The sequence below is a fragment of the Wolbachia endosymbiont of Ostrinia scapulalis genome (assembly GCF_023559145.1).
GTDB lineage: Bacteria > Pseudomonadota > Alphaproteobacteria > Rickettsiales > Anaplasmataceae > Wolbachia.
In genome coordinates this window covers 380,486-396,840 of record NZ_CP096926.1, presented here as the reverse complement: position 1 = coordinate 396,840, position 16,355 = coordinate 380,486, and the positions used below count along the sequence as shown (strand labels likewise).

Sequence of the window (16,355 nt, the reverse complement as noted above, 5' to 3'; positions counted from 1 at the left end):
TCTACCTTCTCTCTTTCTTCTTGAACCTTTGACTTTAATTCACTAGTTTCTGCTTCTAATTGTGTAATTTCTCTTTATGATTCCACAGCATCTTTTTTACACTGTATTGACTTATCTTTTGCCTTCTTAGTTTCATCTCTACAGTCACGAAGTAAATCTTCTTCTGATTTATCATCCTCTTCTCCCGCAACCTGATCTCCTAGATTTTCGACTTGCTCACCCTCTTCACCATAAAAAAGTTTGTTGGCATATAAATTACTATTATTAACTTGATCGCTATAGATATTGTTTGACATTGTGACCTCCTATATAGTCAAAACTGGAATTAAATTAGAGTATAAAAGCTAAGAATTCAACATGGGTAAAAGAAACCACAGCTCAGGAAATCTAAGGTTAACTCAGAAATTATTATAAGCCAAAATGATTAAAAATTTTATAACTTATATTGTAGATCTAGCATGATAACCAACAATTAGATTTTCTTCAATTTCCACCTTACTCACCAGCTTGACACAGTCCATCTTTATTCATTAGAGAGCCGTGATTCTTCTACTCTCTAATGATTAATCACTTGTCAGTTTTGAGTGTAGTAGTTGATAGCCTGTACGTAAATACGTTGCTTTTGTTCTTTAGAAATTTTTAGTCTACTATCTTTATCCAGAAAAAAATTGTAAAATTTCTATAGTTATGGTATAATTATAAATACTGCTTGCCAATAAGCTGAGTATAAAAATGCCGTTCGGACAAATCATTATATATAGTACGGAACTACTTGCTGTAATTGCAGTATTTCTCTTTTTGAGAAAAATATACAAAAATCATATTAGAAAAATTATATTTCCTCTAAAAGTTCTCAAAGAAGAGTGGGAAGAAAATAGAAGATTTAATGAATTATATCAAAAAAATAAGCAAAAAGAGTTGATGAAACAACAGGAAATGTTAAGGGAGAAACAAAAGAATATGCAAGTTTACAAAGAAGATCTAGAAATAGTTGATATAGCAAAACCGCTAGGTAAATGGACAAAGATGGTTATGATGGGTAGCGTTTTAATGAAGCATTTTGCACAATTGATACACAGAGAAGGTGATAAAAAAGGATTTTGGGAGCTGTTTATAAAAGCTCAGTCTTCAACTAAGGGTAAGTATAAAGGAAAAGGCAGATGACGTATCCGTTGTATAACCTGCTTTCTGGCATTAAACTTCTTAAGTGTTATAGTCAGTCAAGCACTGGGATGACACCATCTGCTACCTACAAACCCAATGTTCGTACAGTTGTATGTCAAACACTGACTGTTTGTTGTGCAAGCTATCCAATGTTCATACACTGAAGTGTTTAGGCTCCAAGTTCTCTTTAAAGGTCCAATAGATGCTTGAATGTAAAAATCTATCCTGTGCTCGTAATAACAAAGTATTATTTAAAAACCTCAATTTTAAAGCTGAACCAAAATCAAAAATCTTAATCACTGGTCCAAATGGTAGCGGCAAAACCAGCTTAATCAGAAGTTTATCTGGACTTTTGCCGCCAGTGTCAGGTAATATAATGTACCGTGGAAAAGATATATATGATGACCTAAAATCCTATATACCTTCCATGGTCTATATAGGCCATAAAAATGCCTGTAAAGATAGCTCAACAGTTGGTGAAAACATACAATTCTGGGCAAGAATACGGAATACTAGAGAATTAATTATGGCAGCCGTTTGTTGCTTACAGTTGCAACCTGTACTTAATATCAAATATAGTGAACTTTCTGCAGGCTGGAAAAGAAGAGTTGCGCTTGCTCGCCTGTTAATTTCTAATGCAAACATTTGGCTGATAGATGAACCATTCTGTAATCTTGATAGCACAACATGTGAATTAGTATTGAACCTAATCTCAATACGCTCTGAGCAAAACGGTATAGTAATTATTACAGGACATAGCTCTACAGAACAACTGTGTGACTTCAAGACAATCGATATACGTGATTTTAACAGACCTCTTGTATAATTTTTGGCCTTAAAATTAACTCATCTCTTTCAAAGGATCTATATTAAAAATAGAAAGCCCAGAAGAGATTACGTGCGCTAAGGCTTGGACGAGAAACATTCTTGCAGCGGTGAAGTTCAAGTTATCTTCTAGTATGAACCGCATGTTTAAATCACTTTTGCCATACCCCCATAAAACGTGAAATGCTTCTGCAACTTCAAGTAAGTAGAAAGTAATTCTATGTGGCTCACAAAGCCTTGCAGATATTTCTACCACATCTGGCCACTTTGCTAAGGTTTTTATGAGGAATAGCTCCCCATCTGTCTTTAAAAGTGAAGGGTCTGCTGTTGGGAGCTCTTTTGGAGCATTACGCATTAACGAATGAGCACGGGCGTGCGCATATTGCACATAAAAAATAGGGTTGTCTTTTGACTGTTCTTTAACTTTAGCAAAATCAAAGTCCAAGACCATATCATTCTTGCGTGTTAACATTATAAAACGAGTTATATCCCTGCCAACCTCTTCCACTACATCCCTAGCTGTAAGAAAATTTCCTGATCTTTTCGACATCTTAACAGGTTTGCCATTTTCGAAGAAATTCACAATATTATGCAGCTTTACCTCTATCTTTGCTTGATCATCACTGAGCGCAGAGACAACTGCTCTAAGCCTTTTAATATAACCGCCATGGTCACTGCCGAGCTCTACGATCATATTGTTAAAACCACGTGATATCTTATCAAAATGGTAAGCAATATCCGATGCAAAATAAGTCCAGCTACCATCCTCTTTTTTTAGTGCGCGGTCAACATCATCACCAAATGTTGTAGAGCGAAATAACATTTCTTTTCTGGAAGTCCAACTTTCACTTTCTTTGCCTTTTGGTTTCTCCAAGTATCCTTCATACACAAGACCCTTATCAGATAATATCTTTATACTCTCTTCGATTTTGCCATTTTTTTGTAGCTCATACTCTGAAGTAAAAATATCATGATTGACTCCAAGCAAGCTCATGTCCTCCTTTATAAGTTCTAAGATAGAACTTAAAGTATATTCTCTAATTACTCGATTATCTTCCTCTTCTCTAAGCTCCTTGCCATATTTTTTAGCTAGCCCCTTCCCTATTGGCTTTAAATATTCACCTGGGTATAAACCTTTTTCAATGCTAACTTTCTCTCCCAGAGCTTCCTTATACCGCAAATATACTGACCGAATTAGCGTATCTATCTGTGCTCCAGCATCATTGATATAGTACTCCTTAGTGACATTATAGCCAACTTTCTTTAGTAAATTTGCTAAAACATCACCAAACACTGCCCCTCTTGCATGACCAATATGTAGTGGCCCAGTTGGATTTGCGGATACAAACTCAACATTGATGGCCTGATTGTTTCCAATTTTGAGAGTGCCAAACTCCATTTTTAGCTCATTTATTTGCTTTAAAATCCCATGCCATACTTCCATTTTCAAGTGCATATTGATGAAACCAGGGCCCGCTATTTCCACTTTTGCAACTTCACCAAAAAGTTCAAACTCTTTAGCTAAAACTTCTGCGATTTCAATGGGATTCTTCTTTTCATGTTTTGCAAGCACCATAGCAACATTTGTATAGATATCACCATGTGCTCTATTGCTTGGAGGCTCTATGATAAAGTTTGTTGCATTCGTGCTTATAACACCCCTTTGCCTCAACTCATTTAACTTGCTGGAAATGAGAGAGGAAACCTGCTTGAAAATATTCATTAACTAAAAAGCTATAAGACCTGTAGCAGTATAGTGGATAAATGGGGGAAGTTGAAGGGTTATCTTGTGTCAGCTTGTTAATACACTTGACAATGACTGAAGTCTATGCTATAATAAGAATTATATTAACAGAGGAGTTATAAACATGATGGAAGTAGAACTTAATAAATATGTTAATGGTAATACCTTAGACTTAAATAGTCTACATATACACATGGAGAAGTTAATAAACTTTTTACAAGAGAATCCAAATATTACAAGCCTTATCTTACACGACTGTTATATTGATGCTGAGGGTGCAGAAGTTTTAGATGAAACATTAAAGAATGTTAATGCTCCGAATCTTACTGAGTGTAAAGTAACTTCTAGTATTATGGGTAATCAAGGTTCAATAGCAATCACTAAATTATTAGAGAATGGTAACTTTCCAAATCTTGTTAAGCTTGATTTAATTTCTAATAATATAAGCCCTGATGGTGGAGTGGAATTTATAAATGCACTAAAGAATGGTAGTTTTTCAAATATTACTGAGTTTAATTTACTTTCTGACAGTGTCTGCGATAAAGGTATAGTAGCATTACACGAATCATTGAACAACAATAAGCTTCCAAATCTTGTTCAGTTTAATTTCCCCTTTAATCCTACTAATGATGAAAGCATAGAAACGCCAAGCGAACATCTATTCGCTGACAGCATTATATAAAGGTTTTATTTGTTGCTATTATTCAAATTTACCTATGTTGAACTATACAAAAGTGTCACAAAATCCATATATGTAATTTGATTAGAATTTTACCGTCACGCTGAGTAAGGTTACTCATTCTATTTTTCTACAAAAGTGTTTTCTGAGCTGAAAAGCCCAGAAAACATTTAGTCTTATATAAAATTAGTATCAACGGAAACAGAATTATCCTCATTGTCATAATAGTTGAGGTTTGCTTCTTGAGTACTATTATAAGCAAAAGCATTTTTTGATAGTACTTCTTCCTCATCCCTTCTATCACAGCCTTTTTCATTAAAGCCATATTCATCATGGCCATCCTCTTGGACTTGTATTTTTAACTTCTCAGCTTCTGCTTTTGCTTGCAGAACCTCCTCTTTACATTCCGCTTCGTTATCATAGTAAAAGAAAGTCTCATCTTGATTATCATTGGCACCAGGAGAATAACTTGGGAGAGCAGGTATTTTCAGCTTTACTTCCTTATCAGAACTCCACAGACCCCTCTCTACAGACTCTTTAACTTCTTCTAATTGCTGCGGAGACTTACCGGTTGAATCTTTTATCTCACCTTTATAATTTAGACGATCCTTTAGTATAGCATACTTATGTTGAGCAATTTTGTAGCCAGCTTTATCTATTATAGAACCGTCCTTAGTGACGATAACCATTGGAGCCTCTAGCTTTGCAACTATAGTTTTACCTTCACACTCCCTTAATTTTGCTAACGGAAGATCTAAAATCAAATTAGGACACTTTTCATTCAGAAAAAAGTTTTCACTATTAATAGGACTGCTGTAAGGTACAGCAGTTGGACAACAAGCACTTGTGTTGATGCTTCGAATCTCCTCTCGACATTGTAAACCAGCAGTTCCTTTTGCACCTCCTTTATTACACCACATGTTACTAGGTGCGGCAAACGTAAAGTTTATATTTTTTCCACATTCTTCATCCTCTTGACACCTAAAAGTTATACCAAAATTTTGTGCATGATATTGATCCTCACTTTTGCTATCAAAATGACTCATGATCTTATCGTTTTTCATTAAATCAGGCAAAAATTGTTTCAAAAGGTCTCTTGTAAACCAAGCAGGCTTACCCACGTGCTTTTCTGCTGAATATTTTTCAGCATTCTCCCCGCACATTTCTTTATCAATATGACCCAGATTGACAAGTTTACCTTCTATGACTTTATCATCTCCATCTTTATCATCACTATCCTTTTCTTTCTTGCCACCTTTATCATCGCTATCCTTTTCTTTCTTGCCATCTTTATCATCGCTATCCTTATTAAAGCCGTCTTTATCTTTGTCGCCTTTATCGCGGCCATTTTTATCACGCTTACAATCTATCTCATCCTCTATTTCTTTTTTTATTTTATCCTTTATCTCATTCTTAGTCTTGTCATCAATCTCAAACTTAAGATCTTTCTCTAGTTCATTTTTAATCTTTTCCTTCAGTTCATTCTTAATCTTGTCATCAATCTCAAACTTAAGATCTTTCTCTAGTTCATTTTTAATCTTTTCCTTCAGTTCATTCTTAGTCTTATCGCCAATCTTAAACTTAAGATCTTTCTCTAGTTCATTTTTAATCTTTTCCTTCAGTTCATTCTTAGTCTTGTCATCAATCTCAAACTTAAGATCTTTCTCTAGTTCATTTTTAATCTTTTCCTTCAGTTCATTCTTAGTCTTGTCATCAATCTCAAACTTAAGATCTTTCTCTAGTTCATTTTTAATCTTTTCCTTCAGTTCATTCTTAGTCTTATCGCCAATCTCAAACTTAAGATCTTTCTCTAGTTCATTTTTAATCTTTTCCTTCAGTTCATTCTTAGTCTTGTCATTAATCTCGTACTTAGGGTCTTTACCATCATCTAGCCTTGTATATAAATTAATTTTCAATTTATTTGAATAAGGGAAAGTGTTCTGTAACATAAAATTGCTCCATTAATAAATAAAGGTTACTAAAAAGTTAACATAAAATAGAAATGTATACTAACAATGTATACACCTTCATTACTTTCATATAATATAAACAATACCTTCTGGTACTGACATTTGTTCAGGAGAAAATGCTGATTCTGTGCGCGTATCTATTATAGAAGCATTTATCGCATCCACACAAGCTTTGCATTCAGGATTATTATCACATTGTCCTTTGATACGATTGTCTGGACCAATTTCAAGATTGTTGTCACTTTTATCAATAATTTCTTTACATTTTGCAAACATTAAACCACTAGATTTCTTAGTAATGGCATCTTTAATCTCTCCAGAAACTGCATCAACTACTATTGAAAGCCTTGAAAAGTCAATTGGTTTTTTAGGTTCTGGACAAGCAGGACACTCAGGACAAGGAGGTATTTTTACCTCAGGACATTTTACATCAGGACAAGGAGGTATTTTTATATCAGGAAGCTGTATATTTAATTCGAGTCCATCACGATACGGATCAAAGTGGTTATGGCAATGTGGGTTAAAGTGGTTATGACAATGTGGATCAAAATTATGATGGTACCGTGGGTTAGTTGTGCAAGCTGTGCGCGTAGGAATGCATGAACCAACACGTGGAGATGAGGAAAAATTATAATTCATAAGAATCCTTTAAAAAATAACTATTAGATTATTATAGGATAAAAAAGTTAATGATTTAATAATTCTAAGGTTAAAACTAGCATATACAAACTTACAGTACATTTCAAAATACGATTTTAATATAGAAGATATTCGCATTGAAAAGCTTTGCCACAGCAAAATGCTGCTAAGATTTCAAGAAAAAGCTGTCAGTAGTCAAATTTATTGTATTTTAAAGCAAAATGTGAAGCACATGGTTTTCCATGTGCTATTGGAAGTACGTATATCAAGAGTGAAAGAACGTACGTTTGTTAGTGATTTAAATCTAATCTCTTAGCAGAAAAAATCAAACGTATCACAAGGATTATAACATGTATCATAATAGTTATGATATGAGTTAAAATGATTGTGACACAAATTAGTAGCACAAGGTGCGTATGCAGGTGCAGAAGCTTGTGCACAGTGCGAAATTGGTGCTGGTAAAACTTGTGTTGGCACAACCTGTGTTGGCAAATTGAAAGCCGTACAAGGTGATTTTGGGAAATGACTATAATTATAAACCATAATAATCCTTAAAAAAATACTATGATATTATTATAAGTTAAAATAATTAAAGATTTAATAACTTTCATTATCAATCTAGCATAACAACCAACAAGTATGACTCAAATTTTCCTTCAGTTTTTACTATATCCTCACCAATTTTGCATACAGCCCATCTTTACTCATTAGAGAATCATGAGTTCCCACTTCTTCTACTTTCCCGCAATTAATCACTATAATCTTGTCAGTTTTGAGTGCGGTTGATAGCCTGTGCGTAATTACAATTGTTGTTCTGTTTTGCATCAACTTGCTAAGTGCTTTTTGCACTAGGTTTTCACTTTTATAATCAAGAGCAGAGGTTGCTTCATCCAGTATTAAAACCTGAGGGTTTTTGAGTATGGCTCTTGCTATTATGATGCGTTGTTTTTGTCCTTCAGAAAGTTTCAGTCCTCTTTTTCCTACAAATGTATCAAATTTATCCGGCAGCTTATCAATAAATTCCATCGCATAAGCGCTGATAGCTGCTTGCTTCACCTCTTCATATTCAGCATCTGGTTTACCATATAGTATATTTTCCATTATTGAACAAGAGAATATCATATGGTCTTGTGGCACTAAGCCAAACAACGATCTGAGGTCATTTAGCGCAATTGATTTGATGTCATGCCCATCAATAGTAATACTGCCTTCACTTGGATCGTGAAAACGGAGCAAAAGCTTTAAAATGGTGCTCTTGCCACTTCCAGATGGTCCAACAATTGATACTGATTGGCCTACCTCTATAGAAAATGATACGTTATTTAATGCTGGCTTATCAGCATAAAAAAATGTTACATCATTAAACGAAATTCTTTTTTGAACACTATTGATCCTTATAGGATTATCACTATCTAATATAGAGCTTTTCATGTTCATAAATTCAAATAAACGCTCTACAATTCCAAGACCTCGTTGCAAATCACTGATGTTATCGCTTAGATTGTTTACAGCCCCTGAAGCAAGCGCTGAATAAAACACAAATGAGGAGAGTTCTCCAATGGTCATATTATTACTTAAGACTTCTTTTATTCCAAAAAAAAGCAAAATAACTAGCGAACCTATCACACACGTGATAACTAGAGTTACTAAAATAGCACGTAAGAGTACTAATTTTACGTATGATTTTGATACTGAGTTTAGATGTTTCTGAAAACGAATTTTTTCATTTTCTTCGAGTACAAACGATTTGATAGTTATTATAGATCTAAAATTTTCCTCACTAAATGATGCAAGCTCACTTAATTTATCCTGAGCGAAGCGTGCATAATTGCGAACTTTTTTTCCAAGTGAAGTCATGATAATGAGAAGTATGGGTATTATTGCAGCTGCATATGCAGTGAGGTACAGATTTGTGTATAATAGCATTGCAACACTACCAGTCAGTACAACAAAATTTCTCAATATTGTCAGTAAGCTGCTGTTTATTATCGATTGCAATGCAGAGGTATCAGTAATTAATGCTGAGATAACATCTTGTACGCCTGTGTTCTCAAAGAAACTCGGTTGCAAGTCAGTGATACTGCTATATAAGTCGTATCTGATTCTTGCGATAACTTTCTCGCTGCCAATGCCAATGAAATATAACCGAATAAATGCAGTGAAAGAAATGCCTAAAACTATCAGTATTGAAACTACGAGCTTGGTAGTAAAGTTATGCTCTGCGCCAGAATCAATTATGTTGCTTAAGCCCCTACCAAAAAGAAGAATCGTTAAAGCTGAAAATAGAACTGCAATAAAAGCTATGCTAAAATAATGTAGACTAGGTTTTATATAGTAAAATAGCTGCTTAATGTTAGATCGCATTTTATTTTAAAGTTAAGTATTTAGCTTCAGGAAAAAGTTACAATATTAGTTTACAGTGTACTTCGTTAGAGCAATACGTTCAAGAAACTTTAGCTTGATTTCTACTGAAGGAAAAACGCTGCGCAATTACAGGAAGATAGCAAAAGAACTGTTGGAAGGATGAGCATACCAGAGTTTAATATTCATTTTATTCCAATGTGTAACGCCACTATTCCATAGCTCATATTATAGAACTCAACATTCTTAAAGCCTACCTCTTCAATTTCCATTTTAAAATTAGTTTGAGTTGGAAATTCTCTTATGCTTCTTACTAGGTATTCGTAAGAACCCTTATCTTTAGCAACCATGCTACCAATTTTAGGAATTACTTTAAATGAGTATAAGTCATAAAATTTGGTGAATATCTCATTTTGATAATGCATAGGGGCAAACTCCAAGCAAATAAATTTCCCATCTGGCTTCAATACCCTATATGCTTCACTTAAAGCCTTTTTACGGTCAGAAAAGTTTCGAATACCAAAAGCTACTGTATAATAATCAAATTCAGAATCTTCAAATGGTAAACTCTCTGCATTTGCACATACCCAATTGAAATTTAGCTGATTTGAATTTATTGCTTTATCACGCCCTTTGTCCAGCATGTTTTGATTTATATCACATACTGTAACTTGAGTACTTGGTTCACCTCTTGCTATTCTTATAGCTATATCTCCGGTTCCTCCAGCAATATCCAAAACCTTGGAGTTCTTTTTAAAATGCACACTACTTACCATCTTCTCTTTCCATAGCCTGTGCATTCCAAGGCTCATTATATCATTCATAATGTCGTAGCGATTTGCTACAGAATCGAAAACCTCTTTAACTAATTGTGATTTATCCATATTTTATACAGAGATTAGCAGTTAAATTAATATACTAATGAGAAAAATATACTACAATTAAACATATTTAATCCAGTAAATCATTAGTGTCGACAGCTTTTTCACAAAATATCATCTCTCTTATTATTATATTATCTGTAGCAGTTGTTGATATGGCAACAGACTTATACTCAGTTGCATTGCCAAGTATTGCCAACTATTTTAAGGTGAAAGGTAATATAGCGCAGCTTACGATCAGTTTAAATTTAGTAGGAGTTGCAATATCTGGATTAATTTATGGCCCATTGTCAGACTATTATGGCAGGCGCCTAATAATGCTGATTGGTATGACAATTTTTACTTTGGCAAGTATTGTATGTTGTATAGCTGATAATATTATACTTTTAATATTAATCCGGTTTATACAAGGAGCTGGAGCTGGTGTTGCAGGCGTTGTCGGATATGCAGCAATCAGGGATATGTACTCAGGTAGTGAATACTCAAGAGTAATCTCAAAGTTAAATATGATAGTAGCACTTTCACCTGGAATAGCTCCAGTGGTAGGCAGTTATATAATTTCACATGGTTATAGTTGGAAGTTTTTGTTTTTTATCATATCACTTGCCGCAATTATTATGCTCATTTTTATTTACTTGAAGCTACAAGAAACGCTGACCGTAAATAAAAGTAAAGCCAGTATTAATATCTTCAAGCAGTATATATTAATATTTAAGAATTATCGTTTCCTTGGATTTTCAAACATTCATGGATTAACTTTCATGTGGCTTTGGGCATACATTGCTAACTACCCGTTCATATTTGAATCAATGGGCGTTGAAGTACAATATTTTGGCTATCTCATATCAATCATAGTTATATTTTACATAATTGGAACTTTAATTAATAGAAGGTACGTACCAAAAATAGGAGTGAGCAAGATGTTAATAATAGGTTTGGTATTACCGATGATATCGGATGGTTTATTGGTATATTTTTATCTCGCAAACAAGTTAAGTGTACTTATTCTTCAAGTTCTTTGGATTCCGAGCAATATCGGGCTTGCACTCGTAATCAGCAATAACGTAACTTCTGCTTTAGAAACAATCAAGGGTATAGGGCTTGGTAGTGCAGTCCTCTCATTCTGCAATATGATGTTTGGAGCTATTGGAATATATATAGTAGGAAAATTTTTTCACTATAGTATTTTACCAAATTTACTGTTAACAGTTGCATGTTCTATAATTGCAATTCTTATATATAGTTTACTTAAATATACTGAAAAACACAGAGAAGGCTGATTACAATAGATTTCTTATATAACCTTATGAAGGTGTAATTTCGGTATGTGGTGCTGGCATCCAGAGAACTTTATCTGCAGAGTTCATTGATTATTAGCAACTGTACCATGATAATACAATTTCTATAGAAAAGTTCAGATGAGTGGCAATTTTATTGATTATACACATTTTAACAGCTCCCTAAATCAGGGTGAGAAAGTTCGATTAGCTGAAAAGACTCACAAAGTTAGGGAAATCTTCTTAAAATATATCAGCAATGATGTTCATAATATGTCAGTTGAGGTTCTTAACACCTATGATTTTGGAAAAGAATATAATGATATATTTAAACAACCAAACAGTATTCATGTACAATTTGGAGATGTTGGAGATAAAGTATTAATTTACTCATGGCCTCGTTACAACGAGTTTGATGAAAGTAAATGGAAAAATTTTTTATCACAACTAACAAAGGATCATAATCTAAAATTTATTGGAACTGGGCCACTTGAGTTTAAATATGAAGGTTTTAATTACAGTGTGTATCCTCCAGCTTTCAACTTTTCACAAAAAGAAATATCTTCAAGACAAATCAATAAAGTTTATACCCTTTTCAAAGCGACAATTTCTGATGATTATAAAGATTATGAACCTTTAGCTTTCAGCTTTTCACAAGAAGAAGTAAATAAAATTATAGAAAATATTAAAAGATCTCATAAGTCAATAAAAAAGCAAGTCATTGACCATTACCAATCATCAGGAAAAGATTTTGTTAAAAATGATTTAGACTTCATAAAGATTGGTACCGATATAAATAATAAAACAAGATTTAGTTCTGTAATATATTTTAACAAACCCAATGGTGTTAATGAAATTAAACTAGAATTATATAAAGCGACTCCCTTACACTTATTTGCTAAGCTTGGGGACAGTTTTTCTCAGCAGCTAGAAGATGATCTAGATAAGGGGGCAGATGTTAATGCAATAGATGAAAGTGAAAAGACCCCTTTACATTATGCTGCTAAAAATGGTCATATAGACATAGTAAAAATTCTATTAGCAGTAGACGGAATCGCTATCAATGTAAAAGACAAGGATGAAAAAACTCCTTTTGATTTAGCTAAAACAGAAGAAATAAAAGCTCTATTAAAAAAAGCCGCAGAAAAAACTGATGACAGTTCAGTATCGACAGATAGTGAAGGAGATCAAGAGGAAGATGCTGGACAAGAAGGTAATGTCCAACCAGTTACACAAGAGCAAGACCCAAAGGAAGAACAACAGGAGATCAGTGCAGAAGAAGAAAGTGATGTAAAAATTGAAGCTGCTGATAATGGACATTCTATTGACATAACACTTACACAAAATGGTGTTAGTCCACGAAGTGAATCATCAACAAATGAAGAACAGCCAAGCTCTTTTTTTAGTAGTTTGTTTGGTATACTGATTAAACCTTTTTCTTTAATAAGATCATTTTTGGGTGGATTTTTTTCATGGTTGTTTGGATCTGATGAACCATCAACTGAATCTGATCAAATAATTGCACCAAGTAACTCAGGAGGAGAGGAGCTAACAAACTATCAAGAGGGTGATAATAATATTATATAATAGATTTCTTGCATAACTGGAATGCAAAAAAAAATCAGTTGATGTCATGAAAGTAGCTGACACTGGCACCCAGTTAAATTTACGGAGTATAATGGATTTCAGCGTCAAGCACACAGCTGTACGAACCATACGCGTCAAGTTAAGAGATTGTGAGCAAATTTAGAGAGGTTAAAGTGGATACTCTAGCCCTTCTACGTTTGTCTTTTAATGAAAATAGCGACCAAGTTATAGTGAGTTTTTTAAGAAATGCTTTTAAACTATTAATTTTGGTTAATACTAAAAATAACTCTCTAACCCGCCTTTTTAGCTCAATAAATGCCTTTGTTAAGCTAAGTTCTGTATTCTTTTTCACTTCTGTGCAACCAACTATGCCGTGAAATATAAGAATTGCGCACAATTTAGCATATAGTTCACATAATACTCTGCATGGCTTTCCTTTTAGCTTATCAAGCCTGATATGGCTTTTATACAATTTAAATAATAACTCAATTTGCCACCTTACTCTGTAAATCGTTAATACTTGCTCAGCACTAATTTTATTTTCTGGAACATTAGTTATAAATATTGACCAGTTCAACAATTTTTGATTTCTTTTAGAGGATGTATATCCCTGCGATCTTGCTAATCTATTAGCTTTCCTTCTTCTGGCCATAGACTGTTCTTCAGTTAGTTTCTGACATATAATTCTTACTCTAATTTTTGCTTCTTTTCCTAACAATACCTCGTTTTCTAAAAATAACTTATCCTCTAAACATTCTAATAACTCCATTTTTTGATTTGTTTCTACATCATATATGTTGGTATCAGATTTATAACGACTTATGAAATAAGCTCCTATTTCATTGATTTGTTTAAAAGAACTTGGCACAAAATAACCGAGATCAGATATTAGCAAATCATTGCTTAATATATTACTTAAATGTTTCCTATATCCCTGGTCTGATCTTACCCCCTCCGTTAAATTAAGTTGGTCTATTATCTGATTCATGTAGTCGAAAACTAATTGTAACTTTATTCCAGACTTAGTATTGCTTTCATAGCCACTGTAGCTAGTACCATAACCTTTATACATCTCTTCCATACTGTTAGGTAGAGTAATATAGCTACTGTCCAATAATTTAACACTATTAAATTGCTGTAAGATTTTGCAATCAACTTGCAAGATATTTTTAAAGAGAATCACAGATTCATTATACATCCTTTTCATAAATTCCACTGCTTCTTCAGTAAATCTAAAATCCAAACCTTGTTTTGTTATATCTATCGAGTCCTCGTTTAGTAATTGACACATTGTTTCTACGCTACAATTATCAACTCCTATATTACCCAAGACCATGGCTTTTACGAATGATGAACCTTTTAGCTTTCTCTTTCTTTTTATAAACCTTGTTGTAATTGAGATTTTCTCTGCTTTTTCATTAAAAAATTCTTTGAGCTTTTTTGATAAGCAAGTTATTTTATTCATTGGTTCTCTCACTAAAAGTATATCTGGGAGAACTTATACCTTATTATTCTATCTCTTTCATACCTTTATTTCCTTAACTTGACGCGTATGGCTGTACGAACATTCATTTTTGCAGGTAAATTGCACAGCAAATGGTGTCATTCCAGTGCTTGACACTGGCATCCAGTCCTTTCACAGAGTTCCATCCAAAACGTTGTAAAGTGTTTACCAACTTAGGCCCAATCTGGATTCCAGTGTCAAGCACTGGAATGACACCGTCTGCTACGCGAATTGCCCACAAACCACAATGTTCGTACAGCTGTGACTGGAATGACAAGAAAGGGAGCAATGACTTGCACATTCCCCTGAACAGATACCTTGACATTAAAGTTTCTAGGTTTGAGTAGTGAAATCCGATCAGTATGAAAATTAGCAAACTCCTTTTTATTCGCTGTAGAATAAAATTTTTTATTTTAATGAAAAAATTGCTTCCGCATACTCAAGATGCCATTATAATGATGGTAGAGATATTTAGAGAGCTCAAAATCTATCTTGGTCTGCAGACCTTTTAACCAATTTTTCAATAAAAATTCAGCCACATCTGTTGTGTGTACATTCTGAATCTTTTTTATACAGAAGGATTTTATGTCCAGAATTCCAGATATTTGACCTTTACTTTAGCTAATAACAGGCGCCTGTAGTTTTTAGAATTAGTGTTAACACGGTTTTTCTACTTTTTTTTCTTAATGTTTTAACTCAATACACACCATCATCATTTACTGCTTCTAAATATATCATTGCTAAACACACGCCGCTGTGTATTTCTATAGATAACTCATTGCCTAAACTTCGATTAAAGCAAGAATTCTTTCCTGGAAAAGCAAGGTTACTAAGGTACAGTTCCCATTGTAATCCTTTAGTTGATATTTGAGCTTTCGGTATACCAAGTAAGGATATTTTAGTATTTTTTAGCAAAGAGGAAAAATAGCTAATACCTTTTTGTAAGGCGTACCCCACCGTGGGAGGCGAAGGCATATAAAAGATACTATCTGTACTTAAAAAAAAGTTAATATTTTGTAGTATATGATCAATTGCTCCTCCAGTAATACCCGTTACTATTGATGGCAATAACTTTACTGTTTTTAAGTGAGCCATTGCTTTAGAAAAGTCGCAATAATCTTGATCAGGTAGATATACTGTATTTAAATTAGCACGTAAATTCGGATTTATACTATCCAAATCTCCTATTACAAGATCAGGTTTTACGCCAATTGATAGAAGCTTATTTGCTCCTCCATCTACAGCAATAACAGGTATATCTTGTTTAAAAAACGATGAATCAGGTATTTCTCCATTTAGTACTACAATAGAACGATATTCTTGCTCCACGCTACAATGTAGCATATGGTTATAAAACGCTTCGTGCAGTTTTTGCATCGTAGTAACATTTTTGAACAATTGATATTATACTGATCACTAATCCAGCAATATTACTGAGTATCACAAAAGTTAAACCCTGACAAATACCGTAAATAAGCCAAGATGATGAACAAATAAGATAATTCACTAACATTAGCATCGATACGTCACGAGTAAGTTTTGTGATATATGCTCTATATACTTGAGGCAATAACCCAATGAGAGATGTAATGAACGCGATGAAGCCAAAGCATTCTTCAATATTTATATACATACATTTTCCTACGTTTGTTTTAACAAGATCAGGTTCAAAGGGTTGTACTTTATGTACTCTCAGCTTTTTTAGAGCACCCCTAATGCGTGTA

General features: G+C 33.7%; 14 protein-coding genes and 1 riboswitch. Of the genes, 5 read left to right on the top strand and 9 right to left on the bottom strand.

What is annotated here, in order from left to right; translation table 11 throughout:
- Positions 1-74 precede the first annotated feature (74 nt).
- Positions 75-296: a hypothetical protein gene (locus tag M1L26_RS02050; RefSeq protein ID WP_246433142.1), complete on the bottom strand. Its 222-nt coding sequence runs from the start codon at positions 294-296 to the stop codon at positions 75-77.
- 436 nt (positions 297-732) lie between these two features.
- Here M1L26_RS02050 and M1L26_RS02045 point away from each other — a divergent pair, with 436 nt between their 5' ends.
- Entirely contained in the window at positions 733-1,164 is a 432-nt protein-coding gene (locus tag M1L26_RS02045) for a hypothetical protein (RefSeq protein WP_250120322.1), read from the top strand.
- 202 nt (positions 1,165-1,366) lie between these two features.
- Positions 1,367-1,990 carry a heme ABC exporter ATP-binding protein CcmA gene (gene ccmA, locus M1L26_RS02040; protein WP_211907917.1) on the top strand — a complete coding sequence of 208 codons (624 nt, stop codon included), beginning with the start codon at positions 1,367-1,369 and terminating at the stop codon, positions 1,988-1,990.
- Between the two features lie 15 nt (positions 1,991-2,005).
- Here ccmA and argS read toward each other — a convergent pair whose 3' ends face one another.
- Positions 2,006-3,712: an arginine--tRNA ligase gene (argS, locus tag M1L26_RS02035; RefSeq protein WP_211907915.1), complete on the bottom strand. Its 1,707-nt coding sequence runs from the start codon at positions 3,710-3,712 to the stop codon at positions 2,006-2,008.
- Positions 3,713-3,857: 145 nt separating this feature from the next.
- Here argS and M1L26_RS02030 point away from each other — a divergent pair, with 145 nt between their 5' ends.
- Positions 3,858-4,415, top strand: coding sequence for a leucine-rich repeat domain-containing protein (locus M1L26_RS02030; protein WP_246111582.1), 558 nt, complete (start codon positions 3,858-3,860; stop codon positions 4,413-4,415).
- 173 nt (positions 4,416-4,588) lie between these two features.
- On the opposite strand, the gene M1L26_RS02025 is transcribed toward M1L26_RS02030, so the two are convergent.
- The 4 genes from M1L26_RS02025 to ubiE all read right to left on the bottom strand — a co-directional run bounded on the left by M1L26_RS02025 (position 4,589) and on the right by ubiE (position 10,266).
- On the bottom strand, positions 4,589-6,361 hold the full coding sequence (locus M1L26_RS02025) for a hypothetical protein (RefSeq protein WP_250120321.1): 1,773 nt from the start codon (positions 6,359-6,361) through the stop codon (positions 4,589-4,591).
- A gap of 87 nt (positions 6,362-6,448) precedes the next feature.
- On the bottom strand, positions 6,449-7,021 hold the full coding sequence (locus tag M1L26_RS02020) for a hypothetical protein (RefSeq protein WP_250120320.1): 573 nt from the start codon (positions 7,019-7,021) through the stop codon (positions 6,449-6,451).
- 666 nt (positions 7,022-7,687) lie between these two features.
- Positions 7,688-9,385 carry an ABC transporter ATP-binding protein gene (locus M1L26_RS02015; protein ID WP_211907912.1) on the bottom strand — a complete coding sequence of 566 codons (1,698 nt, stop codon included), beginning with the start codon at positions 9,383-9,385 and terminating at the stop codon, positions 7,688-7,690.
- Between the two features lie 182 nt (positions 9,386-9,567).
- Positions 9,568-10,266, bottom strand: coding sequence for a bifunctional demethylmenaquinone methyltransferase/2-methoxy-6-polyprenyl-1,4-benzoquinol methylase UbiE (gene ubiE / locus M1L26_RS02010; protein ID WP_211907911.1), 699 nt, complete (start codon positions 10,264-10,266; stop codon positions 9,568-9,570).
- A gap of 152 nt (positions 10,267-10,418) precedes the next feature.
- On the opposite strand from ubiE, the gene M1L26_RS02005 reads away from it, so the two are divergent.
- Both M1L26_RS02005 and M1L26_RS02000 read left to right on the top strand, forming a co-directional pair.
- On the top strand, positions 10,419-11,543 hold the full coding sequence (locus M1L26_RS02005; RefSeq protein ID WP_444875948.1) for a Bcr/CflA family efflux MFS transporter: 1,125 nt from the start codon (positions 10,419-10,421) through the stop codon (positions 11,541-11,543).
- A gap of 138 nt (positions 11,544-11,681) precedes the next feature.
- Positions 11,682-13,127 (top strand): ankyrin repeat domain-containing protein, encoded by a 1,446-nt coding sequence (locus M1L26_RS02000; RefSeq protein WP_211907910.1) that lies wholly within the window; start codon positions 11,682-11,684, stop codon positions 13,125-13,127.
- 139 nt (positions 13,128-13,266) lie between these two features.
- Here the strand turns inward: M1L26_RS02000 and M1L26_RS01995 are convergent, their stop codons facing one another.
- From M1L26_RS01995 to M1L26_RS01985, 3 genes are all read right to left on the bottom strand, one after another.
- Entirely contained in the window at positions 13,267-14,592 is a 1,326-nt protein-coding gene (locus M1L26_RS01995; protein ID WP_250119932.1) for an IS4 family transposase, read from the bottom strand.
- Between the two features lie 735 nt (positions 14,593-15,327).
- The gene (locus M1L26_RS01990; protein WP_211907909.1) at positions 15,328-16,008 is read right to left on the bottom strand and encodes a thiamine diphosphokinase; all 681 of its coding nucleotides are present in this window, start codon (positions 16,006-16,008) and stop codon (positions 15,328-15,330) included.
- Positions 15,980-16,264 carry a SemiSWEET family sugar transporter gene (locus tag M1L26_RS01985; protein ID WP_017532519.1) on the bottom strand — a complete coding sequence of 95 codons (285 nt, stop codon included), beginning with the start codon at positions 16,262-16,264 and terminating at the stop codon, positions 15,980-15,982. The genes M1L26_RS01990 and M1L26_RS01985 overlap by 29 nt, the downstream gene beginning before the upstream one ends.
- A riboswitch (TPP riboswitch) is annotated at positions 16,253-16,355 on the bottom strand. Its footprint overlaps the gene before it by 12 nt.